Source organism: Vibrio sp. 10N.222.55.C6 (assembly GCF_041473395.1).
In the GTDB taxonomy this organism is placed as follows: Bacteria; Pseudomonadota; Gammaproteobacteria; order Enterobacterales; family Vibrionaceae; genus Vibrio; species Vibrio crassostreae_C.
Genome location: NZ_JBFRSD010000048.1, coordinates 58198 through 81279, shown reverse-complemented (window position 1 = coordinate 81279; position 23082 = coordinate 58198). Strand labels below are relative to the sequence as shown.

The window sequence follows — 23082 nt, the reverse complement described above, 5'->3', positions numbered from 1 at the left end:
TGCTATTCCTGTTGAGGAAATGTAACATAACGCACAAATATAGATTTAAAATCTTGTTGATATACAATCAGCAAGAACAAGAATTGAATAATAGATTCCCAAAAATCGAGGGTGAGCATGATTAAGAAGATCGGTGTTTTGACCAGTGGTGGTGACGCTCCAGGTATGAACGCAGCAGTTCGCGGCGTTGTTCGTACTGCGTTATCAGTTGGCATTGAAGTTTACGGTATTTACGATGGCTACCAAGGCCTTGTTGAAGACCGTATCGAAAAGCTTGACCGTTCAAGCGTATCTGACGTGATCAACCGTGGTGGTACTTTCTTAGGTTCTGCACGTTTCCCTGAATTTAAAGACGTTGCTGTTCGTGAGAAAGGCATTGAGAACCTTAAGAAGCACGGTATCGAAGCACTTGTTGTTATCGGTGGTGACGGTTCTTACATGGGTGCTAAGAAGCTGACTGAAATGGGTTATCCATGTATCGGTCTTCCAGGCACAATCGATAACGATATCGCGGGTACTGACTACACAATCGGTTACCTAACAGCGCTTAACACTGTTATTGATTCAATTGACCGTCTACGTGACACGTCTTCTTCTCACCAACGTATTTCTATTGTTGAAATCATGGGCCGTCACTGTGGTGATCTTACGCTTATGTCAGCAATCGCGGGTGGTTGTGAGTACATCATTACTCCAGAGACTGGCCTAGATAAAGAACAGCTTATCAGCAACATCCAAGATGGTATTGCGAAAGGTAAGAAGCACGCAATCATCGCTCTAACTGAGCTAATGATGGATGCTAACGAACTGGCTAAAGAGATTGAATCTTCAACAGGTCGTGAAACTCGTGCAACGGTTCTTGGTCACATCCAACGTGGTGGTCGTCCTACTGCATTTGACCGTGTATTGGCTTCTCGCATGGGTAACTACGCTGTTCACCTTCTTCAAGAAGGTCACGGTGGTCGTTGTGTGGGTATCGAGAAAGAAGAACTTGTTCACCACGACATCATCGATTGTATCGAGAACATGCAGAATCCAGACCGTTCTGAGCTGTTCCGCGTTGCAGAAGAGTTGTTCTAAGCCACGCTTAGCGTTCGCTTAAAGAATTTAAAAACCGCTGATTATTCAGCGGTTTTTTTGTGCCCGCCGTTTGGGTTTCAGAAACGACAGGTAATAAAAAAGGCCAACCTAAGTTGACCTTTCATCTAATCTAAACGGTGAGGTTTAAATTAAGCTTTTGCTTCAGCTGCTGCTTTAGCGATAGCTGCGAAGCTTTTCGCGTCTAGAGCTGCGCCGCCAACTAGAGCACCGTCGATGTCTGGTTGTGCGAAGTAAGCTGCTGCGTTTTCTGGCTTAACAGAACCGCCGTATTGGATAACAACTTTCTTAGCAACTTCTTCAGATTTCTCTGCGATGTGTGCACGGATTTGAGCGTGGATGCGTTGTGCATCTTCAGCTGTAGCTGCTTTACCAGTACCGATAGCCCAGATTGGTTCGTAAGCGATGATAGCGCCTTCAAGAGCTTCAACACCTTGAGTGTTGATAACAGCGTCAAGTTGACGAGCACATACTGCAACAGTTTCGCCTGCTTCGTTTTGTGCTTCAGATTCACCGATACAAAGAACTGGAGTTAGGCCGTTCTCTTTTAGGAATGCGAATTTCTTAGCTACGAACTCATCTGATTCGTTGTGGTATTCACGACGCTCAGAGTGACCGATGATGATGTGAGATGCGCCGAACTCTTTAAGCATTGCTGGAGACATGTCGCCAGTGAATGCACCGCTGTTGTTTAGGTCAGAGTTTTGAGCACCTAGGATGATCGCGCTGCCCGCTTCAGTAAGCGTACGCTCTGCTAGATCAACGAAAAGTGCTGGTGGAGCAACTGCTACGTCTACGCCTGTTACGCCTTCAAGTTCAGCGTTAAGACCGTTTAGTAGATCAACAACCATTTCTTTGCTGCCGTTTAGTTTCCAGTTACCCATAACTACAGGATGACGCATAGGAATATCTCCAAAGTATTTAAATAAATCGAATGTAAAAAAGTAAACTTTATTACGAAATAATATAACAGATTAATATCAACAGATCATGACTGTGGTCATGACTTTCTTGGATCTTACTCAATGGTCAGAGTAGATTTTGAGCATATATCAGTGATCCGGCAGACAGAATAATAGCTAACTTCTCGGATTTTTCATCGTTAGTTGTTATTAAGGGACAAACGATTGCGTTAACAACAGGAAGTAACAATGCCGAATCTAGTTCTAGAGTACTCCAATTCAGTGGATGAGCGAGTAAATATCCAAGGCTTACTGGAAGATCTCCACCAAGTCGCTCTCACATGTGGCTTGTTTGATGTGCCATCAGTGAAATCTCGTTCACTGCGTTGCCATAATTGGTTGGTCGGTGATGAGGAAGATAGTGTAGACTTTATTCATATCAGCTTTGAGTTACTTTCGGGACGAACGGAAGAGCAAAAGCGAGAATTGTCACGATCGTTAATGCAGATCCTGCAAGAACAAGCGAGTCATGTAAGAAGCTTAACGGTGAATATTCGTGATATGGATAAAAGTTGCTTTCAAAAAGTAATAAACTAACCATTGCTGCTGACTTTTAGCGGCGTATAAATTTGAGTATTTAAGATGTCGATGAAAGAATTACTGCTCTCTTTCAAGGGGAGAATTGGTCGTAAGACTTACTGGATTTGGAATGTTTTCTACTACATAGCGATTATCGGTTTTGCTTCAGGTATCTCTGTGTTGTTCCCTGCTTACTCTTATATCCTGCTACCAATCATCCTATTGATGCTTGTGATCCCAGACCTTGCGGTAACCGCTAAGCGCTGGCACGACCGCAATAAGTCTAATTACTGGCTACTATTGAATGTGCCATTAGTATTGGGTCGTTTAGCTTCGCCAATGGTTGCAACGACGACAGAGCCGGTATCGCCAATTCATATGGCGGCAACCGTCGCGGCATTAGTGTGTGGTTTCTGGATTCTGATTGAGTGTGGTTTGTTGAAAGGTACAGAAGGCCGTAATGACTACGGCGAAGACCCATGTAAATATTGAACAGCGAACCAATAAGAAGGGGGCATTACGCTCCCTTTTTCTTTTTAGTGCTTTGCTAATTTCAGTACATTTTAGGTTCGGTATTCGGCTTAAAAGGCACGACATTTTCAGGCAGAGATTCTTCAAAGCCGCAGCGCCCTTCGAGTGCATCTTGGAACTTACAGACCTGACAGCGCAGCTCTTGCATGAGTACGACATTGGCGTGGTGTGGGTTTTTACAACGGCTAACCACTAAGTCGATGTGACTTTGCTGCGCACGAAGTCGGTCTTGCATTACGTCTGAAGCCGAACAAATCATCTGTTCGCACATCTCGTGTTTGAATTGATTGAATGCTTTCGGGTCGCTTTTCGCGAGTTGGACAAGTTCATCAAAGGGTGGCAGTTTTTGAGCGGGTTGTGGATGCGCCATCATTCCTTCCTTAGCATTAAGCGTGTTTCATATGCTCTAAGCTTAAGAAAGAAATCTGTACAAATTTTAATCTATTTGTATTTTCTCAATATTGAGACGGTATTAGCCGATTACCTTTGCAATCAAAGGGCGGGTGTTAAGGTGTAAGTGCAGCGTCGTTCGCCAGCAATGATGTGCTCTGTACGGCTCACGTGACACTCATCTTTTAGTAACTCAGTAAACACGTTGAGCTCAGATTGGCACAGGCTAGGGCAGCGAGTTGCAGCCTTACAGATAGGGCAGTGGTTCTCAATCAAGATGTAGTGATCATCATGTTCTTGAAGCTCAGCCATGTAGCCTTCGTCTTCACGAAGCTGGGTGAGTTTTTTAAGCTTGCTGATGAGTGAATCACAGCCAGACAGCGCAGTTTGATACTGCTTAAGAGTGTGTTGTTCACGCTCGGCAGCAACCTTAGCCAGCCCTTCTTTACCAAATAGATTCTCGACAGCATCAATCACTTGAATGGTGAGTTCACCATGTCGGTCTGAAAATTGGTTATGACCTTGTTGAGTCAGGGACCAGTGGCGAGTCGGGCGACCCACTTTCACTTTCACATCATGAAACGCAAGAATACCGTCATCTTCCAGGCTTTGCAGATGTTGCCTTGCCCCCATTGTCGTCATGCCAAATTCTTCTGACAGTTGTTTCGCGGTTACCGCGCCTTGACGCTTAATGGTCTGTAAGATTCTGTCGCTTGTTTTCATACTATCCCTACCTAATGAACCTTACTATTATGAGGCAAGGTGTTTATAAAGCAAACCATTTACTATATTGATGATAATTTACTCTATAGATAGCGTTTTACTCTATTGGCTGCCATGGTCAGATTCTGGTGCGCTAATAAAACAAAAGGCTGATACTAGGTATCAGCCTTGGAATATTCTGTTTCACCGAATTTAGGCTTACAGGATATGACCTACTACTTCTGGATCTTTACGCTCTAGGTAGTGGATAGATTTGATGCGGCGAATTGTACGGCAGCGGCCACGGATAAGCAGGGTTTCTGTGGTTGCGATATTACCTTGACGAGAAATACCTTCTAGCAAGTCACCCTTAGTGATGCCTGTTGCTGAGAATACAACGTTGTCGCTGCGTGCCATGTCTTCCATCTTCAATACGATACCCGCCGTTACGCCCATTTCTGCGCAGCGCTCAAGTTCAAGTTCACCGTGCTTGCGGTTCTCTTCTGTGTCGCCTTTCACTTCGTGGCGAGGTAGAAGACGACCGTGCATGTCGCCGTCGAGTGCGCGAATTACCGCCGCCGAGACCACACCTTCAGGTGCGCCGCCGATGCAGTACATGACGTCTACTTCACTGTCTGGCATACAGGTTAAGATAGAAGCCGCAACATCACCGTCTGGCACAGCAAATACACGAACGCCCATTGCTTGCATGTCGGCGATGACTTGATCATGACGAGGCTTAGCAAGCGTGGTTACGACTAGAGTATCAAGTGTTTTACCTAGTGCTTTAGCGATGTTTTCTAGGTTTTCTGTTAGTGGCAGTTCTAGGTCAATCACGCCTTTAGCGCCAGGGCCAACAACCAACTTTTCCATGTACATATCAGGCGCTTTAAGGAAGCTGCCTTTTTCGCCCGCAGCCAATACAGCCAATGCATTTGATTGGCCCATTGCTGTCATGCGTGTCCCTTCAATTGGGTCAACTGCGATGTCGACAGCGTCGCCGCCCACACCTACGTTTTCGCCGATGTATAGCATAGGTGCATCATCGATTTCACCTTCGCCGATAACAATCTCACCGCTAATTTCGGTTTTGTTTAATAGGCTACGCATTACTTCTACAGCAGCGCCATCTGCAGCGTTTTTATCGCCACGGCCAAGCCACTTGTAACCAGCTAGTGCTGCACCTTCTGTGACACGAGAGAATGACATTGCTAAATCGCGTTTCATGCGGACTCCAAAATTTTCAAAGGGGGAATAGAAATTTCGCGGCGAATTTTACCATATCCAAAAGGAAACGTTTGCCTTTTTGTTTTTTGGAGATTGCTCTCGATCAATTCGCAGTGGAAAACAGTTATTATTCATCAAAATAATCGGTTTGCCGTTGTGGCGGTAATCGTTCACGTCAATATTCGGTAAAAAGTGCTGTTTTTTTCATCGAATGGCGCAAAATATCGAATATATTGAGTGTTTATCCTTGCTCTGCTGAGTAGAATGGGGAAATAAGTGGAGTGAACCTTCACCATCAAACGGATAACTTAAAGGTAGGCCAGAATGTCTTTTGAAGTACTAGAGCAGCTAGAAGCAAAAATTCAAACAGCAGTAGATACAATTGCACTTCTTCAAATGGAAGTGGAAGAGCTTAAAGAAGAGAAACAAGCACTAGCAACAGAAGCTGGTGAGCTTAAAGCAAGCCGTCACGAGCTAGAGCAAAAAACTCAGCAAATGCAGGAAGAGCATTCAGCATGGCAAGATCGCATCCGTAACCTTCTTGGTAAAATGGATGAAGTAGAGTAATCGACTCTTCAGATTTAAAAAAACGCCCGCTACTCAGTAGCGGGCGTTTTTGTTTGTGTTCTTATGATTTGTTTTATTATTTGAAGCTGAGTGAGAGTTACTCGACGTCTTCTTCCTCGACATCCAAATCGAGTTCTACATCTAGAGGTTCGGCAGAAAGAATGATGCCAGTGTTGTCTGCGTAGAGGTAATCTTCAGGTAAGAAGGTCACGCTGCCAAAGTTCACTGGAACGTCTAATTCACCGACACCTTCTTGGCTCGCACCAACAGGGATAGAAGCCAAGGCTTGGATACCTAGGTTCATGTCTTCAAGCTCATCGACTTCACGAACGCACCCGTAAACCACAATCCCTTCCCACTCATTGTCTTCGGCAAGTAGGGCTATCTCAGCATCGATCAGCGCTTTACGTAGTGAGCCGCCCCCATCGATTAACAACACACGCCCCAGACCGTCTTGCTCTAGTACAGAGCGAATCAAAGCGTTGTCTTCAAAACACTTTAATGTAGTGATCTGTCCTGCGAAGGATGCACGTCCACCGAAGTTGCTGAACATTGGCTCCACGACATCAACTTGATCCAAATATATGTCGCACAGTGCTGAAGTGTTGTATTCCATTAGTATACCTTTTGAACAATGAGCTTACTTTGAGTATATCGGCGCTTGATCCCTTTGCAATGATTAGTCTCATTTAACTCAATAGAGTTTGAGCTACGACAACCCCTGCAAACAATAGGTTAGTGACCAGTGAGCATTTCACAATCACGGGCATCATTGGTGCAATTTGCGCTGGCTTTTCGGTTTCCCAAACGGCTTTGCCATGCTTGTAAACAATAATAATGCTCAGCAAAAACGGCAGGCTGATCCAGACCGGCTTTTCTTGAATAAGCAGGTAGATAGCGAAAGACGCAAGGGCGAGGCCAAGCAGAGCAAAATGATAGTGTTTGGCTTTGCGTTGTCCTAGGCGAACCGCCATGGTGCGCTTACCACATTCGCTGTCGTTTTCGATATCACGCATGTTGTTGATATTGAGTACCGCAACCGCCATCAAGCCACAGCCCAATGCCGGAAGGAATAGGCTTGGTTCAACATGGCCAGTGTGCAAGAAGTAAGTCCCTGAAACACCTAATAAACCGAAGAAGATAAATACCGATAAGTCGCCAAGGCCAATATAGCCATAAGGCTTATTACCGACGGTATAAGCGATGGCAGCAACAATGGCTAATATGCCTAACGCAATGAAAGATAAGATACTTTCAATCGAGGTTAAGGCATGAAAAATAAGAATCAGCCCAGCGACCATAGTAAACACGATGTTGAGGATGATCGCTTGCTTCATGGTTTTCGCTGTTACCGCGCCAGATTGCATGGCACGTGTTGGCCCCAGACGATTTTCGTTGTCTGTGCCTTTTACGGCGTCGCCATAGTCATTGGCTAGGTTCGATAAAATCTGTAATAGGGTGGCGGTTAAAAATGCCAGTAGGGCTATCGATAAAGAAAACTGACCACCGGCGAACGCTAAACTACTTCCTGTAAGAATAGAGACAAGTGCGAGAGGCAGAGTTTTTGGTCGTGCGGCATCAAGCCAGATCAGTAGAGATTGTTTCATCGTAGGTCTAATTCTTTGTAAGTCTTCGTTTCATACTGTGATTTGAGTATACGCCCATTTTTCGGGTAATAAAAAGCCCACTCGAAAGTGGGCCTTGAATTCGCTTATTAGCTGCTATTTCTTTGAGATAGAGCAATAAGTTAGAGTTTGGTGTGCTACAGGATGAAGCGGCTTAGGTCTTCGTCTTCAACGAATTCGCCAAGTTTCGATGTTACGTAAGCTTCATCAATCACTAGCTTGCTGCCAGCTTTGTCTGTTGCTTCGAATGAAATCTCATCCATTAGACGCTCCATCACTGTGTGTAGACGACGCGCACCGATGTTCTCAGTGGTTTCGTTTACGCGCCATGCTGCGTCCGCAATCTGGTTGATGCCATCTTCAGTGAACTCAATGTTGACATCTTCTGTTTTCATTAGGGCAATGTATTGCTCTGTTAGAGATGCTTTTGGCTCAGTTAGGATGCGTTTGAAGTCATGTGCTGATAGTGCTTCAAGTTCTACGCGGATTGGTAGACGACCTTGTAGCTCAGGGATCAGGTCAGATGGCTTAGCCACTTGGAATGCGCCTGATGTGATAAACAAGATGTGGTCAGTTTTAACCATACCGTGCTTGGTTGATACTGTGCTGCCTTCGATAAGAGGCAGTAGGTCACGCTGAACACCTTCGCGAGATACATCTGGGCCTGAACTGTCGCCACGCTTACAGATTTTGTCGATCTCATCGATGAATACGATGCCGTTGTTTTCAGCGTTGAAGATCGCGTTCTCTTTCAGCTCTTCTTGGTTCACAAGCTTCGCAGCTTCTTCTTCCGTCAGTGCTTTGAATGCGTCTTTGATTTTCATCTTACGCTTTTTCTTGGTGTCGCCCGCTAGGTTTTGGAACATGCCTTGCAGCTGGTTTGTCATCTCTTCCATGCCTGGAGGTGACATGATTTCAACGCCCATTTGCGGTGCGGCTACATCAACTTCAATCTCTTTGTCATCTAGCTTACCTTCACGCAGTTTCTTGCGGAAAATCTGACGAGTGTTTGAAGAGGTTGTGTCTTCAGTTGATTGCTCGTTCTGACCCCAAGCATCACGCGCTGGTGGTAGAAGGGCATCAAGAATGCGTTCTTCAGCTTGTTCTTCAGCGCGGTATTGTACTTTTTCCATCGCTTGTTGGTGCGTCATCTTGATCGCAACGTCCGTTAGATCACGGATGATGGTTTCAACTTCTTTACCAACGTAACCCACTTCGGTGAACTTAGTCGCTTCTACCTTGATGAAAGGCGCGTTTGCTAATTTCGCTAGGCGGCGAGCGATTTCAGTTTTACCTACACCCGTTGGGCCAATCATCAGGATGTTTTTTGGCGATACTTCAACACGTAGGCTTTCTTCAAGCTGCATACGGCGCCAGCGGTTACGAAGAGCGATAGCCACTGAGCGCTTAGCGTTGTCTTGGCCGATAATGTGGCGATTGAGTTCGTGAACAATTTCGCGAGGAGTCATCTCAGACATGGTTTTTCCTTAATTCTTTAATCACTGTTGAATACAACGTTATTGATGGAAGCGGTCGTTACTCTGGCTTTGGCAGCTCAACGGTGCTTTCTAGTTCTTCAATAGTGTGGTGATGGTTGGTGAAGACACAGATGTCGCCTGCAATGTTCAGCGACTTTTCTGCGATTTCACGCGCATCTAAATCAGTATTTTCTAATAGTGCAGTAGCGGCTGCTTGAGCGAAGTTTCCGCCCGAACCGATCGCAATCAGGTCGTTCTCAGGTTGAACTACGTCACCGTTACCTGTGATGATCAGTGAAGCGGTCTCATCCGCTACTGCTAACAGTGCTTCTAACTTACGTAGAGCACGGTCGCTACGCCAATCCTTCGCTAGCTCAACTGCCGCTTTGGTGAGATGGCCTTGGTGCATTTGCAGCTTGCTTTCAAATTTTTCGAATAGCGTGAAAGCATCAGCCGTACCGCCAGCAAAACCGGCCAGTACTTTGTTGTTGTATAGGCGACGTACTTTACGGGCGTTGCCCTTCATTACTGTATTGCCCAGAGATACTTGTCCATCACCCGCGATGACGACTTTATTATTACGACGTACAGATACAATGGTAGTCACGAGTCGACCTCTTTTGATTATTATTTATGGTTACTACTTATATGTGGCTCCACTATCATGAATTCAAGTGCCACTTTTAATGGTATGTCATATCAAAAAAACTAAATGTTACCAGTTGTTTCAAACATCCATTACCTGTTGAGCCTATGTGTGGCAAGGGTTGGTGGGTTAATAGTTTGTGATAAATATAAAAAAAGATAAAACAAATTTCTAACGTGAAATGGTTAACACTTTTTGTTTGATTTATAAGGAATGATGTTCACTAATCAGTGGTATTCACTGCATAAGGAGTAGTGTGATGAATAGTGACAATATCAGTTTTTTTAATAGAGATATGGATCTGGATGAGCTGTCTATACTGCATCATCTGATGTATCAGGAGGCGGGCGAGTGTTCAACAGAACATCTAAAAAACTCGGTCAACGTTTTTCTTAAACGTCCATTTCCTAACGTTTTAGCGCACTTGGATTTTTTTGGTTACATCGAGATAAATAAGGAGCAGGTCTACCTGACTGACTTTGGGCTTGAGTACTACGAACAAGTACCTCAGTTTCGTTAAAACGCACTCTTTTGATTAACATACTGGTATTGCTTGTGCGATGAACTATTGAACGCTTTCAAACAGCAATAGGGGGAATCCTCTTCCCCCTATTATATATTGAGTTGATTAAGACCCGTCTTTCCAAATAGCGCAAGGTTCAATTTTCGCTCGTTGCAGCTTATGGCGATCGCGCTCTGCGTCACGCTTCAACTTGTATGGACCTAGAACCACACGGTACCAGCTACTGCCATCTTTCTTGCGAATCTCACTTGAGATACCTTGGAAGGCAATATCCAACTTACGTGCTTCTGCCTGCGACGAGGTTTTGTAAGCGCCACACTGCATGATGTAAGGGATCTTAGAGATCTGCTGCTCTTTGGCTTTTACTTCAATCTCGCGGCTTGGCAGCGTTTCAACGTAGTCCCACTTCTCTTCAGGAGGCGGCGGAATCACTTTCGCTGGTTTTGGCTTAGGTTTTGGTTTGGTTGCCACAGGCGTTGGTGCTGGCGGCTCAGGATCATTACTCAATAGGTAAAGTCCGTAACCAAAACCACCGGCAAGGAGGATCGCCAAAAGACCACTACGCCAAGGTTTACGGCGAGGGGCTTGTTTTTTGGTTGGTTTTTTCGTGCCACGACCACGCTTTACATAATCTCTATTAGCCACAAGACAATTCAATAGTTGCTGATTCTGCCCTCATGGTAATCCAGATTGCGCGAGGATAATAGTGCAGAAATGGAAGCGGCACATCAAAATGTGCCGCAGATTTATAAGGGTATTTCTGAGGGTTACATTCGAGGTGGCGCTGTACTGCCTCGAACCACTAATTTAGCTTCAAGCAGACGCGAACCTGCTTGCACATCGTTGCCCTTCAATAGATCAAGCATCATCAACATCGCTTGGCGTCCAATCTCATAACGAGGCTGAGAAATGGTGGTTAGCGGTGGATCGCAGTATTGAGCGAATTGGATGTCATCGAAGCCGACAATCGATAGGTCTTGAGGAACGCGCAAGCCCAGCTTCTTCGCTTCTTGAATCGCACCAATCGCCATCGCATCGTTGTGACAGAAAATAGCGGTTGGCTGTTCAGGCAGTGCCAGTAATTGACGAACTGCTTGAGCGCCCGCTTCAAAGGTGAAGTCACCAACCGTGCTGTAGGCTGGATTCATAGAGACTCCGGCACGACGCAGTGCTTGTTGGTAGCCTTGTTGGCGGAACTTACACAGTGTTGCCGATACGGGGCCTGAGATTTGAGCAATACGTTTATGACCTAACTGAGCTAGGTAGTTAACCGCTTCAAAGGCAGAGGTCAGGTTATCGATGTGTACCGTAGGCAGTTCAAGTTCAGGGGCAAACTCACACGCCATCACCATCGGCGGTAAATTCTTTTGTTCAGGCTTGCTGACATCAAACGGATGATCAGTACCCAGCAGAAGCATGCCGTCGGCTTGTTTGGTGAAAACTAAGTTAACAAACGAAGACTCGCGCTTCTTTTGCTGGCCGCTATCACCCAGTAGAACAAGGTAATCATTTTCTACTGCGGCATCTTCGATACCACGAATGATCTCGGCGAAATAAGGGTCACAGATATCAGGAACAATAGTGATGATGGTTTTTGATTCATTGCGACGTAAGTTTCTAGCTAATGTATTGGGTGAGTATCCAGCTTCAAGTACTGCTGTTTCCACTCGTTTGCGAGTCGAAACTGAGACTTTCTCAGGGTTCATCAATGCACGTGATACCGTGGCTGTTGAGACGCCTGCTAGCTGGGCAACATCCTTCATTGTCGCCATAAATTAAACCCTCTTTTAAGTTCCTTTGTCGCCTAAGTATCTAAGGCGTGAATAATAAATGTAATCGAATAGATATTATGAAAGTGTTGCTAACACTTTTTTTATTGCAATATTTTATTCGTTTAATCCGTGTAAAGTTACGGCTAGATTAACAAAAATCACATGACTAGTGTGAAGTTGCTCACGAGAAATATGAAATATTTGTGAACAAACTTGTCATTAGTTTTAACCCAAGTGGGTTTAGCTCAAATCTTGCGGCTCAATATCGAGTGACCAGCGAACTTTTTTCGCAGCAGGTAACATATTGATGGCCGGCTTGGCACTCATTAATAGCTTCTGCATTAACGAGCGCGTCTGAGTTTGTAAGATTAACTGCCAGCGCGATTTGCCTGCTCGCTTTGCCAGTGGCGCTGGGGTTGGCCCTAACACCATGCAATATTGGTCAAACAGCGGGTGCGATTCCAATGTGTGACGAACCTGACGCAAGAACTCTTCCACCAAACGTGTGTCATTGGCTTCTGCTCTAAACAGCGCCATAAAGGTATAAGGCGGTAACATTGCCTGCTTACGTTCTGCCAGCGCCGTCTGAGCAAAGTGGTTATAGTCTTTGTGTAGCAAGGCTTGCAACAACCCATGTTCTGGGTGGTGAGTCTGTAAGATCACTTCACCGGGTTTGCTTGCTCGTCCTGCGCGTCCCGCTACTTGGATGAATAGCTGGGCAAGACGTTCAGACGCTCGGAAGTCACTGCTATATAAAGAGCCATCCACATCCAATAACGCCACAAGTGTCACGTCAGGGAAATGGTGACCCTTAGCAAGCATCTGCGTGCCGATAAGAATTTGGAATTCACCCTTACGAATCGACTCGAGTGCGCTTTCTAAGCTGCCTTTACGGCGGGTGCTGTCGCGGTCAATACGAATGGTTTTGTATTCAGGGAATAGTTGGCCAAGTTGCGCTTCTAACTGCTCGGTCCCGACACCCACTGTCACTAAGTTTGCAGATCCACAACCTTGGCAATTGTGCACGATATGCTGCTGAGAACCGCAGTGGTGGCAGCGCATCTCATTGCTGTATTGGTGATAGGTGTAGTAAGCATCGCAACGTTTACACTCGGCTGTCCAACCACAATCGTGACACATCAATGCGGGAGAAAACCCTCGGCGATTGAGGAACAGCATCACTTGGTTGCCAGCTTTGAGGTGTCTTTGCATCTCTGCAATTAACGATGCAGACAGGCCACTTTCTAGATATTCACCTTTAACATCCAAGACCTTGTTGGTGGTCGGCAGTGCGACACCCGCACGTGAAGTGAGGGTGAGATAACTGTATTTGCCGATCTGAGCGTTGTGCAGTGTTTCAAAGGCCGGAGTCGCCGAGCCTAACACAACCGGGATCTGCGCTTTGTGCGCACGCATGATCGCCACATCACGAGCGTGGTAGCGCAGGCTATCTTGCTGTTTATAAGACGCGTCGTGTTCTTCATCGACAATGATAATACCTAGGTCAGCAAATGGCGTGAACAGAGCTGAACGGGTACCAATCACGATGCCTGCTATTTTATCGCGCGCCGATAACCAAGCATTCAGTCGCTCAGAATCGTTTAAACCTGAGTGGATAACCTCAACAGGCACATTAAAGCGTCGCTTAAAGCGGTTAATCGTTTGAGGGGTGAGGCCAATCTCAGGTACCAAGACTAACGCTTGCTTGCCTTGGTCGAGAATCGGCTTAATCATATTCAGGTAAACCTCGGTCTTACCTGAGCCAGTAACGCCCTCTAACAGGAAACAACCAAAGTCGGTTTGGCTATTTACGGTCGCAATCGCGATGGCTTGTTCGGCATTGAGCTTAGGTTTGTCTTGGTCATTCTCAAGTTCAACTGGCCACGGCTGACGCTTTGGCTTTTTCTCTACCGATTCAATCCAGCCTTTCTCTTCTAGCGTTTTGAGTACGGCGCTGCCAACTTCTTCATCAATGAACTCTTGATGAGGAACCGGGCCGTGCTCAAGCATGTGCATTACTTTGGCTTGCTTTACCGCGCGACCAAAACCTTGCATCAGTTGGTCTTTGCCTGATGGTGTTAACTGCCACTCAACCAGCGTCGCGAAGTCGGCGGCTTTGCCTTTTCTTAGAGCGCTCGGAAGGGCGTTAGCAAAGGTTTCGCCAAGGGGGTACTGATAAAACTGACTGCACCACATTAACAGTGAATAGACAGATTCCGGCCAAACGGGTTGGTTGTCTAATAAGGCTTTAATGGGCTTGAGCTTATCTAGATCGAACTCGGATTCGTTAACCAGAGCCGTGACAATGCCGGTTAAGGTTTGTCGTCCAAAAGGCACAGAGACGCGACCACCAATAATCGGGAATAGGTGGTTTGGAATCTTGTAATCGAACTGCTTGTCGAGTGGAACAGGCAGTGCCACGCGGGCAATCATTGGACGCATAAAGGGACGGCTTTATCTGAGTTGACGAGAGCGAACAGTCTAAAGGATAAGGCGGTTAAATTCGAGAAGCAGTTTGGATGAAGGCGGCGAGTTAGCGTATACCGACAACGACAGCCCGAAATCTCAGGCCGATAAAGGAAATAAAGAGAGAATTGGTGAAAAATGTATCAAATCGGTTGATCCTGCTTTATAGATTCATTACTATACTGCGCCTTAAAGGTATGGCTTCATCACTCTTTTGTGTCGATGCGGTGTCTTTATTTCTTTTTTTAAACTACGTGTGGTGTGCGGCTTAGAATCGTATAGCGACACGGCCTACTTGAGGTTATCCCATGAAAGCTGGAATCCACCCAGAATACAAAGCAGTTACTGCAACTTGTTCTTGCGGCAACACATTTGAGTTCAACTCAACGCTAGCAAAAGAATCAATCCACCTAGACGTATGTGACAAATGTCACCCGTTCTACACTGGTAAGCAACGTATCGTAGATACTGGCGGCCGTGTTGATCGCTTCAACAAGCGTTTCGGTGCTCTTTCTAGCAAGAAGTAATTCTCGCTATTTAGACATGAAAAAGGACACTTCGGTGTCCTTTTTTGTTGCCTGTAATTTGAGAAAGCACTGACTTCTATTCAAGCATCACTCTCACCCAACGATAAGTTGCCTCTCTATTCTATTTCAGGGCAATTCCTTGCGTATCTCTCTTCACCAAAATTCAGCACGAAACTTCAACAAGCGATAGTAATTTCAACTGCTCACTGGTCTTATTAGTAGTGAAATCTCGTTTTTTAATGAGACAGATGCTTCAACCACCTAGGAACTTTGAAGTACATCCATTAACATGAACAAGATCCCCCAAATAATAATATCCTAGGAACCTACACCTATGTCTGAAGACAGCAGCCAAGCTCAATCCTCTCAAGAATTATCACCTCAAGAACAATTCCGTCAGCAAGCTCTTGATTACCATGAGTTCCCAATTCCAGGCAAAATTGCCGTAGAACTGACGAAGCCTGCAAACTCTGCAGAAGACCTAGCACTTGCATACAGCCCAGGCGTGGCTGAGCCTGTTCGCGAGATCGCACAGAACGTTGATAACGTTTATAAGTACACAGGTAAAGGCAACATGGTTGCAGTTATCTCTAACGGTACAGCGATTCTTGGCCTAGGTAACCTTGGCCCTATTGCTTCTAAACCTGTTATGGAAGGCAAAGCGCTCCTGTTTAAGCGTTTTGCTGGTTTAGATTCTATCGATATTGAAGTAAAACACCGCACAATCGATGAGTTCGTTGATACAGTTGCGAATATCGCAGATACATTCGGCGGTATTAACCTGGAAGACATCAAAGCACCAGACTGTTTTGAGATTGAACGTCGCCTGATTGAACGTTGTGATGTTCCGGTATTCCACGATGACCAACACGGTACTGCGATTGTAACGGCAGCGGGTATGCTGAATGCGATCGAGCTTCAAGGTAAGAAACTTGAAGAGTGTAAGATCGTTTGTTTAGGTGCTGGCGCAGCGGCGGTTGCTTGTATGGAACTACTGATTAAGTGTGGCGCTCAGCGTGAAAAAATCTACATGCTTGACCGTAAAGGTGTGATCCATACTCGTCGTGATGACCTAAACGAATACAAAGAGCTGTTCGCAAATAACACTGATAAGCGTACGCTTGAAGATGTTATCGAAGGCGCTGACCTGTTCTTGGGTGTATCGGGGCCGAATCTACTGCCTGCTGAAGCACTAACGCTGATGGCTGATAAGCCTGTTGTGTTTGCATGTTCAAACCCAGATCCAGAGATCAAGCCTGAGCTTGCACACGAAGTTCGTTCTGACCTAATCATGGGTACAGGCCGCAGTGATTACCCTAACCAAGTAAACAACGTACTTTGTTTCCCATTCATTTTCCGTGGTGCACTAGACGTGCGTGCGAGCGAAATTAATGACGAAATGAAGCTAGCGGCGGTTAAAGCGATTCGTGAACTGGCGAAAGAAGAAGTTCCAGCTGAAGTACTAGCAGCTGCGGGCGAGACTGCACTGGAGTTCGGTAAGGGGTACATCATTCCTAAGCCAATGGACCCACGTCTACTTCCTCGCGTAGCACGAGCAGTTGCGGAAGCGGCTGTTGAATCTGGCGTAGCTCGTATCGAGATGCCTGCTAACTATATGGCTTAATAGCTGTTGCTCTATTGAGCCAAAAAGAATAATAAAAAACCGACTCATCTGGAGTCGGTTTTTTTATGTCTATCATTCACAGCGCAATCATAAAAAGCTATGCGCGATGTGATAAATAAGGTTCAGCTAGAGCGAATCAATAATGAAGGCAGTGACTGAGTTGTTTTTATTCTTCGTCAAACGCTTCGAACTCGATACCCATCTCTGTCATCAGCTTTTTCACTTCAGCAGGAATATCGTCTGGGCGGTCTTTACGAAGGTCTTCATCCGTTGGTAGTGGTTGGCCTGTGTACGCATGTAGAAAGGCTTCGCACAGTAGCTCACTGTTTGTTGCATGGCGTAGGTTATTAATCTGGCGGCGAGTACGCTCGTCAGTAAGAACCTTTAACACTTTTAGAGGGATAGAAACTGTAATTTTCTTTACTTGTTCGCTTTTCTTTCCATGCTCAGCATATGGGCTTATGTATTCACCATTCCAGTCGGCCATTGCGTACCTTCATCACTTTAGTTGTTAGAATAAATTAATAGTGGTGATTTTAGCGGGATTTACTGCCATAAGCAAAGACATATAGACGTCTAGAAGTGTTGACGTCTCACGTTTATGAAAGTAAAGTGAATAACATATATCTAACACAGCCGCAAAATGCCGACAAGCCGCTGTGATTCTCAGACGCAAAACTTGTAAGGAAGCACCTATGAGCAGCCGGAAGCCAGCAACAATCGCAGTACGTACTGGTATCGAGTCAGACACGCAACACCATGCCGTTGTCCCACCCATTTATCTTTCGACTAACTATGGGTTTCCCGCTTTTGGTGAAGTGCCAAAGTACGATTACACCCGTTCTGGTAACCCAAACCGCGGTTTATTAGAGACGGCACTGTTTGAGCTTGAATCAGGCAAAGGCGCGGTTGTGACTAACTGTGGTACTTCGGCGCTTAACTTATGGGTTTCGGCTTTTTTAGGCGGCGATGATCTTATTATTGCACCGCACGATTGCTACGGCGGTACTTACCGTCTGTTTAACACTCGCTCGCTAAAAGGTGACTTCAAAGTTCTGTTCGTTGATCAATCGGATCAAGCAGCGCTGGATGCGGCGCTCGCGCTTAAGCCAAAGTTGATCTTAATTGAAACCCCATCGAATCCACTGGTTCGCGTGGTTGATATTGCAGAAACTTGCCGTAAAGCGAAAGAGGTTGGTGCTCTGGTTGCTGTCGACAACACGTTTTTGACACCTGTGTTCCAAAAGCCTTTAGAGCTGGGTGCTGATTTTGTTATCCACTCAACCACTAAGTACATCAATGGACACTCAGATGTTATTGGTGGCGTTGTGGTCACTAAGACAGAAGAACACGCGGAAGAGCTTGCATGGTGGGGCAACTGTATTGGTGCGACCGGCACACCATTTGATAGCTACATGACTTTACGTGGTATTCGTACGCTAGGTGCGCGTATGCGAGTTCACGAAGAAAGCTCACGTGAAATTCTAGCGTCTCTGCAGCAACAAGATCTTGTTGGCACTATTTACCACCCAAGCCTTCCTGAACATCCGGGTCATGATATCGCGAAGAAACAGCAATCGGGCTTTGGTTCCATGCTCAGTTTTGAGTTTGCGGGCTCATTCGAGGCGCTTAAATACTTTGTTGATAAGTTAGAGCTGTTTTCTTTGGCAGAATCATTGGGCGGTGTTGAAAGCCTGATTTGTCACCCTGCGTCGATGACTCACCGCGCGATGGGTGAAGAAGCCTTAGCAGAAGCGGGTGTTTCTCAGCAACTACTGCGTCTATCTGTTGGCCTTGAAGATGCAGAAGACCTAATCGATGACCTCAAGCAAGCGTTTGAAAGAACACAGCGCTTTATCGCTGAAGGGGAGGGTTAATAATGGCAACCTTTCGGCAGCTACATAAATTTGGTGGCAGCAGTTTAGCGAATCCTGAATGTTACCAACGCGTGGTCAACATTCTTAGAGAATACTCATCAGCATCTGATTTGGTGGTGGTATCGGCCGCAGGCAAAACAACCAACCGCTTAATTGAGTTTGTTGAAGCGCTCGACAAAGATGGTCGTATTGCTCATGAATGCCTGCAAACCCTTCGTCAGTTTCAACTTGAACTGATTGAGGCTCTGCTTGAAGGTGAAGCCGCCTCGCAACTAACGGCAACCATCCAACAAGAATTTACCGCTTTGGGTGAGCTAACGGCTCCCTTGAGTGAAGCACAAAAAGCACAAGTACTGGGTCATGGTGAGGTTTGGTCTTCACGTTTGTTGGCGACGTTGTTGTGCCAGCATGACTTACAAGCGGTTGCTCAAGATGCGCGTGCCTTTTTACGTGCAGAAGCGGGTGCTCAACCTGAAGTTGACCGCGCACGCTCTTATCCTCTGATTAAAGAAGCCTTGGCGCAGCATGCACATTGCCGCGTGGTAATTACAGGCTTTATGGCTCAGAACTGCGAAGGCGAAACGGTACTGCTTGGTCGTAACGGTTCGGATTACTCAGCAACCGTGATTGGTGCTCTGGCTGAAGTTGAACGCGTGACAATCTGGAGTGATGTGGCGGGCGTATACAGCGCAGACCCTCGTTTGGTTTCGGATGCGTGCTTATTACCTCTGCTTCGCCTTGATGAAGCCAGTGAATTAGCTCGTCTTGCGGCTCCAGTGCTACACAGCCGAACGCTACAGCCTGTCGCTCAAAGTGCTATGGATCTCAGCTTGCGCTGCAGCTACCAGCCGGAGGCGGGCTCTACACAGATAGAGCGAGTACTGGCATCGGGGCGTGGTGCAAAAATCATTACTTCTTTGGATGAAGTTCTTATCGTGCAACTGACTTTTGGTCACGGCCATGATTTCGACCGTCTGGAGAGTGAAGTCCTTGAAGGGCTTAAGCGTGCTCAATTAGAGCCGCTTGCTTATGAATTAGAACCCGATCAACACTGCTTGCGCCTTGCTTACACGGAAGAGATCGCTGGTGGTGCATTAGAATATCTACAAGATCACGCGATTGAAGCTGAGATTAAACTGAAAGAAGGTTTTTCTCTGATTGCTGCAGTGGGTGCGGGTGTGACTAAGAACCCGAACCATTGCTACGGTTTCTACCAGCAGCTCAAGAGCTCGCCAGTGGAGTTCATCTCAGAAGCGAACTCAGGCTTAAGCTTGGTAGCCGTGATTCGTAAGAGTGAAACATCAAGTCTAGTGAAAGGCATTCATTCTCAACTGTTCCAAGCGCAGAAGCGTGTTGCGATTGCCTTGTGTGGTAAGGGCAATATTGGTTCAAGCTGGTTAAGCCTGTTTACTGAGCAAAAAGCGGAACTTGAAAAGCGCCGTGGAATGAACTTTGAATTGGTTGCCGTGGTTGATAGCCAAACCTATTGGTTCGACGATCAAGGCATTGATGCGACTTCGGTAGGTAAGCGCTTTGACGACGAAGCTATTGCTAACAATGGTAACGACTGGTTAGAGCGTTTGGGCTCTATTCAAGGTTATGACGAAGCAGTGGTTCTGGATGTGACTGCGAGCCCAGTGCTTGCAGCAAAGTATCTGCAAATCGCACAACAAGGTATTCACCTAATCTCGGCGAACAAGGTGGCAGGTTCTGCATCGAGCGAGTATTACCATCAAGTACAAGATGCTTTCGCTAAGATCAGCCGTCATTGGTTGTACAACGCGACAGTGGGTGCTGGATTGCCGATTAACCACACGGTACGTGACCTACGTGAAAGTGGCGATGACATCATTGCGTTGTCTGGCATTTTCTCGGGCACGTTGTCTTGGTTGTTCCAACAGTTTGATGGCACCGTGCCGTTCAGCGAGTTGGTTGACTTAGCATGGCAACAAGGCCTTACGGAACCTGACCCTCGTGCTGACCTAGATGGCTCAGACGTGATGCGTAAGCTGGTGATTCTGGCGCGTGAATCTGGTTTGGATATCGAACCTGAAAACGTAAAAGTGGAATCGCTCGTACCTGCAGAGCTGCAAGATCTATCTGTGGATGACTTCTTCGACAAAGCTTCTGTACTGAGCGAAGAGCTGGCTGAGCGTTTAGAGAAAGCGCACTCTCAGCAGAAGGTTTTACGTTACGTAGCGCGTTTGGAGAAGAACGGTAAGGCAACCGTAGGCGTTGAAGCACTGTCTAAAGAACATGCTCTGGCGAACTTGTTGCCTTGCGACAACATCTTTGCGATTGAGAGCAAATGGTACAAAGATAATCCATTGGTTATTCGTGGCCCAGGTGCCGGTCGTGAAGTAACGGCAGGTGCAATTCAATCTGATCTAAACAGAATGTCTAGCCTGTTTTAAATTCTAAATAGCATACTATTCACTAAGATAAATAAGGCTGGAAGCACGATGTGTTTTTCAGCCTTTTTTCTACATTATTTCTGCTTTGCGACCCATCTAACGACTTGAGTTTTACTCACGATCTACTTGAGAAAAATTCATAATGGATCTGTTGACATTAAATCGTATTCAATACATTCTACAGACATATAGACGTCTAAATGTCGTTTAAGGATTTGAGTTTTAGTGGTTGTTTTTGCCACAGGGAGAGTAAGATGGGATACACACACGCAGGCCATATCGACGCTTTAAATCAGAATATCGCTGAGCTTTCTGACAACATCAATGTGTCATTTGAGTTTTTTCCACCAAGCAGTGAGAAGATGGAAGAGACCTTGTGGAATTCTGTTCACCGTCTTAAAACACTCCAACCAAAATTTGTATCGGTAACTTACGGTGCAAACTCGGGTGAACGTGACCGTACCCACTCAATCATTAAAGAAATTAAAAACCAAACCGGCCTAGTGGCTGCACCGCACCTAACGTGTATTGATGCAAGCCGTGAAGAGCTGATTCAAATTGCCGACGATTACTGGGCAAATGGTATCGAGAGTATTGTTGCGCTACGTGGTGATATTCCAGCAGGCGGCGGCGCGCCAGAGATGTACGCATCTGACCTAGTCGAGCTACTTAAATCTCGCCACGATTTTGATATCTCAGTAGCGGCATTCCCTGAGGTTCACCCTGAAGCAAAAAGTGCTCAATCAGACCTTATTAACCTGAAGCGTAAAGTGGATGCTGGCGCTAACCGTGCCATCACGCAATTCTTTTTTGATGTAGAAAGTTACTTACGTTTCCGTGATCGCTGTGTGGCGGCAGGTATCGATGTTGAAATCGTACCGGGCATCTTACCTGTTTCTAACTTCAAGCAAGCATCTCGCTTTGCTGCGATGAACAACGTAAAAGTACCGGGCTGGATGGCGAAGCAGTTTGAAGGTTTGGATGATGATCCAACGACTCGTCAGCTTGTTGGTGCTAGCCAAGCAATTGATATGGTTCGTACACTGAGCCGTGAAGGTGTGAAAGATTTCCACTTCTACACGCTAAACCGTGCAGAAATGACTTATGCACTTTGCCATACGCTAGGTGTTCGTCCGCAAGTCGCTGCGCTGTAAGAAAAGTCTAAGAAGTAAAGCCTAAGCACTTGTAAAAAGCCTCTGGCAGTAACATTTCAAATCCTATAGATACAAAAAAGGCTTGGACTCATAGAGTTCAAGCCTTTTGCTTTTCTAGCTTAACTTAAGCTAGAGCGCCAAGTTCAAGCAGTACTTCTTCAGCCCATACAATCCATGCTTCACGGATAAGTAGGTTACGACGAAGTGTTAGACGCTCAAGGCGTGCTTGCTTGTCTAGTGTCGATGGCGTTGCGTAGTAAGCTGCTTCGATTTCACGGTAGTGAGAAACCAGTTTGCGAGACTCTTCTACTAGCTCAGCAAGTTGTACACGGTAAGCGTCAGAAGGTTGTACAGCACAAGCCATTAGCTTAGCTGAGAACTCGTCACGAACGGTTGGGTGTGCAGTTGGTTGTTCAAACCATTCACCTAGCGCGCCACGGCCAGCATCAGTGATAGAGTAAACTTTACGATCAGGTTTGCCTTCTTGAGGCTCAAGCACGCAAGTTACCTGGTCGTTCTGAGCCATTTTATTTAGCTCGCGGTAAACTTGTTGATGGCTAGCTTTCCAGAAGTAACCAATGCTTGCGGAGAATTCTTTTGTGATATCGTAACCAGTAGCATCGCGTGTACTTAAAACGGTTAGAATTACGTGTGGTAATGACATGTCTGAAATCCAAATGGTAAACAGTAAACAAATACTTAAACAACAAGTGTGCTTCTAATGGCACGTTATATTGGTTATGTCTAAGTAGCACCAACTCATCGGTTGGTTATGTCACCTTACAAAGCCGTTTATCACCTAGGTTGACCAGTTTATTGGTCAAGATGCTGCAGATTATTTTTTGGAGTGTTTCCGCAGCGGAGCAGTAGTATATCTAAATAATAAGCATAAAGTAGAATACATGGACAAAATAACCCAAAAAACTGACAAAAAACTCACTATTGCTTATTTTGTGAAATAAAAAGGTCGCACTAGGCGA

23 protein-coding genes are annotated in these 23082 nt (G+C 45.9%); 10 read left to right on the top strand and 13 right to left on the bottom strand.

Features of this window, described 5'->3' with window-relative positions:
* Positions 1-117: 117 nt before the first annotated feature.
* Positions 118-1080: a 6-phosphofructokinase gene (gene pfkA / locus AB4486_RS21915; RefSeq protein WP_017061160.1), complete on the top strand. Its 963-nt coding sequence runs from the start codon at positions 118-120 to the stop codon at positions 1078-1080.
* Between the two features lie 149 nt (positions 1081-1229).
* Here pfkA and tpiA read toward each other — a convergent pair whose 3' ends face one another.
* A complete protein-coding gene (gene tpiA, locus AB4486_RS21910; protein WP_017061158.1) occupies positions 1230-2000 on the bottom strand; it encodes a triose-phosphate isomerase in 771 nt (256 codons plus the stop codon).
* A gap of 249 nt (positions 2001-2249) precedes the next feature.
* On the opposite strand from tpiA, the gene AB4486_RS21905 reads away from it, so the two are divergent.
* Together AB4486_RS21905 and AB4486_RS21900 are read left to right on the top strand one after the other, a co-directional pair.
* A complete protein-coding gene (locus AB4486_RS21905) occupies positions 2250-2597 on the top strand; it encodes a 5-carboxymethyl-2-hydroxymuconate Delta-isomerase (protein ID WP_017061157.1) in 348 nt (115 codons plus the stop codon).
* A 45-nt stretch (positions 2598-2642) separates the two neighbouring features.
* Positions 2643-3071, top strand: a complete 429-nt coding sequence (locus tag AB4486_RS21900) for a DUF805 domain-containing protein (protein WP_372118605.1) — start codon at positions 2643-2645, stop codon at positions 3069-3071.
* Positions 3072-3132: 61 nt separating this feature from the next.
* Here AB4486_RS21900 and AB4486_RS21895 read toward each other — a convergent pair whose 3' ends face one another.
* The 3 genes from AB4486_RS21895 to glpX form a co-directional block, all read right to left on the bottom strand.
* A complete protein-coding gene (locus tag AB4486_RS21895; protein ID WP_017061155.1) occupies positions 3133-3480 on the bottom strand; it encodes a DUF3135 domain-containing protein in 348 nt (115 codons plus the stop codon).
* A gap of 122 nt (positions 3481-3602) precedes the next feature.
* The gene (locus AB4486_RS21890; protein ID WP_017063674.1) at positions 3603-4223 is read right to left on the bottom strand and encodes a metalloregulator ArsR/SmtB family transcription factor; all 621 of its coding nucleotides are present in this window, start codon (positions 4221-4223) and stop codon (positions 3603-3605) included.
* 198 nt (positions 4224-4421) lie between these two features.
* On the bottom strand, positions 4422-5429 hold the full coding sequence (glpX, locus tag AB4486_RS21885; protein WP_017061153.1) for a class II fructose-bisphosphatase: 1008 nt from the start codon (positions 5427-5429) through the stop codon (positions 4422-4424).
* Positions 5430-5753: 324 nt separating this feature from the next.
* Between glpX and zapB the strand changes: the two genes are divergently transcribed.
* On the top strand, positions 5754-5996 hold the full coding sequence (zapB, locus tag AB4486_RS21880; RefSeq protein WP_008219652.1) for a cell division protein ZapB: 243 nt from the start codon (positions 5754-5756) through the stop codon (positions 5994-5996).
* A 97-nt stretch (positions 5997-6093) separates the two neighbouring features.
* On the opposite strand, the gene rraA is transcribed toward zapB, so the two are convergent.
* The 4 genes from rraA to hslV all read right to left on the bottom strand — a co-directional run bounded on the left by rraA (position 6094) and on the right by hslV (position 9706).
* Complete coding sequence (gene rraA / locus AB4486_RS21875; protein WP_017061152.1) at positions 6094-6612, bottom strand: ribonuclease E activity regulator RraA; 519 nt, start codon at positions 6610-6612, stop codon at positions 6094-6096.
* A 73-nt stretch (positions 6613-6685) separates the two neighbouring features.
* On the bottom strand, positions 6686-7603 hold the full coding sequence (locus AB4486_RS21870) for a 1,4-dihydroxy-2-naphthoate polyprenyltransferase (RefSeq protein WP_017061151.1): 918 nt from the start codon (positions 7601-7603) through the stop codon (positions 6686-6688).
* Between the two features lie 155 nt (positions 7604-7758).
* Complete coding sequence (gene hslU / locus AB4486_RS21865; protein WP_017061150.1) at positions 7759-9099, bottom strand: HslU--HslV peptidase ATPase subunit; 1341 nt, start codon at positions 9097-9099, stop codon at positions 7759-7761.
* 58 nt (positions 9100-9157) lie between these two features.
* On the bottom strand, positions 9158-9706 hold the full coding sequence (gene hslV / locus AB4486_RS21860) for an ATP-dependent protease subunit HslV (RefSeq protein WP_004729692.1): 549 nt from the start codon (positions 9704-9706) through the stop codon (positions 9158-9160).
* Positions 9707-10004: 298 nt separating this feature from the next.
* Here hslV and AB4486_RS21855 point away from each other — a divergent pair, with 298 nt between their 5' ends.
* Positions 10005-10265, top strand: a complete 261-nt coding sequence (locus tag AB4486_RS21855) for a hypothetical protein (protein ID WP_017061149.1) — start codon at positions 10005-10007, stop codon at positions 10263-10265.
* A 108-nt stretch (positions 10266-10373) separates the two neighbouring features.
* On the opposite strand, the gene AB4486_RS21850 is transcribed toward AB4486_RS21855, so the two are convergent.
* From AB4486_RS21850 to priA, 3 genes are all read right to left on the bottom strand, one after another.
* Positions 10374-10913, bottom strand: a complete 540-nt coding sequence (locus AB4486_RS21850) for an SPOR domain-containing protein (RefSeq protein ID WP_017061148.1) — start codon at positions 10911-10913, stop codon at positions 10374-10376.
* Positions 10914-11035: 122 nt separating this feature from the next.
* Positions 11036-12040 carry a DNA-binding transcriptional regulator CytR gene (gene cytR, locus AB4486_RS21845; protein WP_017103629.1) on the bottom strand — a complete coding sequence of 335 codons (1005 nt, stop codon included), beginning with the start codon at positions 12038-12040 and terminating at the stop codon, positions 11036-11038.
* Positions 12041-12280: 240 nt separating this feature from the next.
* Positions 12281-14482, bottom strand: a complete 2202-nt coding sequence (gene priA / locus AB4486_RS21840; RefSeq protein ID WP_372118602.1) for a primosomal protein N' — start codon at positions 14480-14482, stop codon at positions 12281-12283.
* A gap of 332 nt (positions 14483-14814) precedes the next feature.
* On the opposite strand from priA, the gene rpmE reads away from it, so the two are divergent.
* Both rpmE and AB4486_RS21830 read left to right on the top strand, forming a co-directional pair.
* Entirely contained in the window at positions 14815-15033 is a 219-nt protein-coding gene (gene rpmE / locus AB4486_RS21835) for a 50S ribosomal protein L31 (RefSeq protein ID WP_004737142.1), read from the top strand.
* A gap of 334 nt (positions 15034-15367) precedes the next feature.
* Entirely contained in the window at positions 15368-16657 is a 1290-nt protein-coding gene (locus AB4486_RS21830; RefSeq protein ID WP_017061144.1) for a malic enzyme-like NAD(P)-binding protein, read from the top strand.
* Between the two features lie 166 nt (positions 16658-16823).
* On the opposite strand, the gene metJ is transcribed toward AB4486_RS21830, so the two are convergent.
* Positions 16824-17144 (bottom strand): met regulon transcriptional regulator MetJ, encoded by a 321-nt coding sequence (gene metJ, locus AB4486_RS21825; protein WP_004415993.1) that lies wholly within the window; start codon positions 17142-17144, stop codon positions 16824-16826.
* Between the two features lie 208 nt (positions 17145-17352).
* Between metJ and AB4486_RS21820 the strand changes: the two genes are divergently transcribed.
* The 3 genes from AB4486_RS21820 to metF all read left to right on the top strand — a co-directional run bounded on the left by AB4486_RS21820 (position 17353) and on the right by metF (position 22102).
* Complete coding sequence (locus AB4486_RS21820) at positions 17353-18534, top strand: O-succinylhomoserine (thiol)-lyase (RefSeq protein ID WP_017063681.1); 1182 nt, start codon at positions 17353-17355, stop codon at positions 18532-18534.
* A gap of 2 nt (positions 18535-18536) precedes the next feature.
* Positions 18537-20948, top strand: a complete 2412-nt coding sequence (locus AB4486_RS21815; RefSeq protein WP_372118600.1) for a bifunctional aspartate kinase/homoserine dehydrogenase II — start codon at positions 18537-18539, stop codon at positions 20946-20948.
* A gap of 254 nt (positions 20949-21202) precedes the next feature.
* Positions 21203-22102 (top strand): methylenetetrahydrofolate reductase, encoded by a 900-nt coding sequence (metF, locus tag AB4486_RS21810; RefSeq protein WP_372118598.1) that lies wholly within the window; start codon positions 21203-21205, stop codon positions 22100-22102.
* 124 nt (positions 22103-22226) lie between these two features.
* On the opposite strand, the gene AB4486_RS21805 is transcribed toward metF, so the two are convergent.
* Positions 22227-22766, bottom strand: a complete 540-nt coding sequence (locus AB4486_RS21805) for a PadR family transcriptional regulator (protein WP_017061141.1) — start codon at positions 22764-22766, stop codon at positions 22227-22229.
* Positions 22767-23082: the final 316 nt, after the last annotated feature.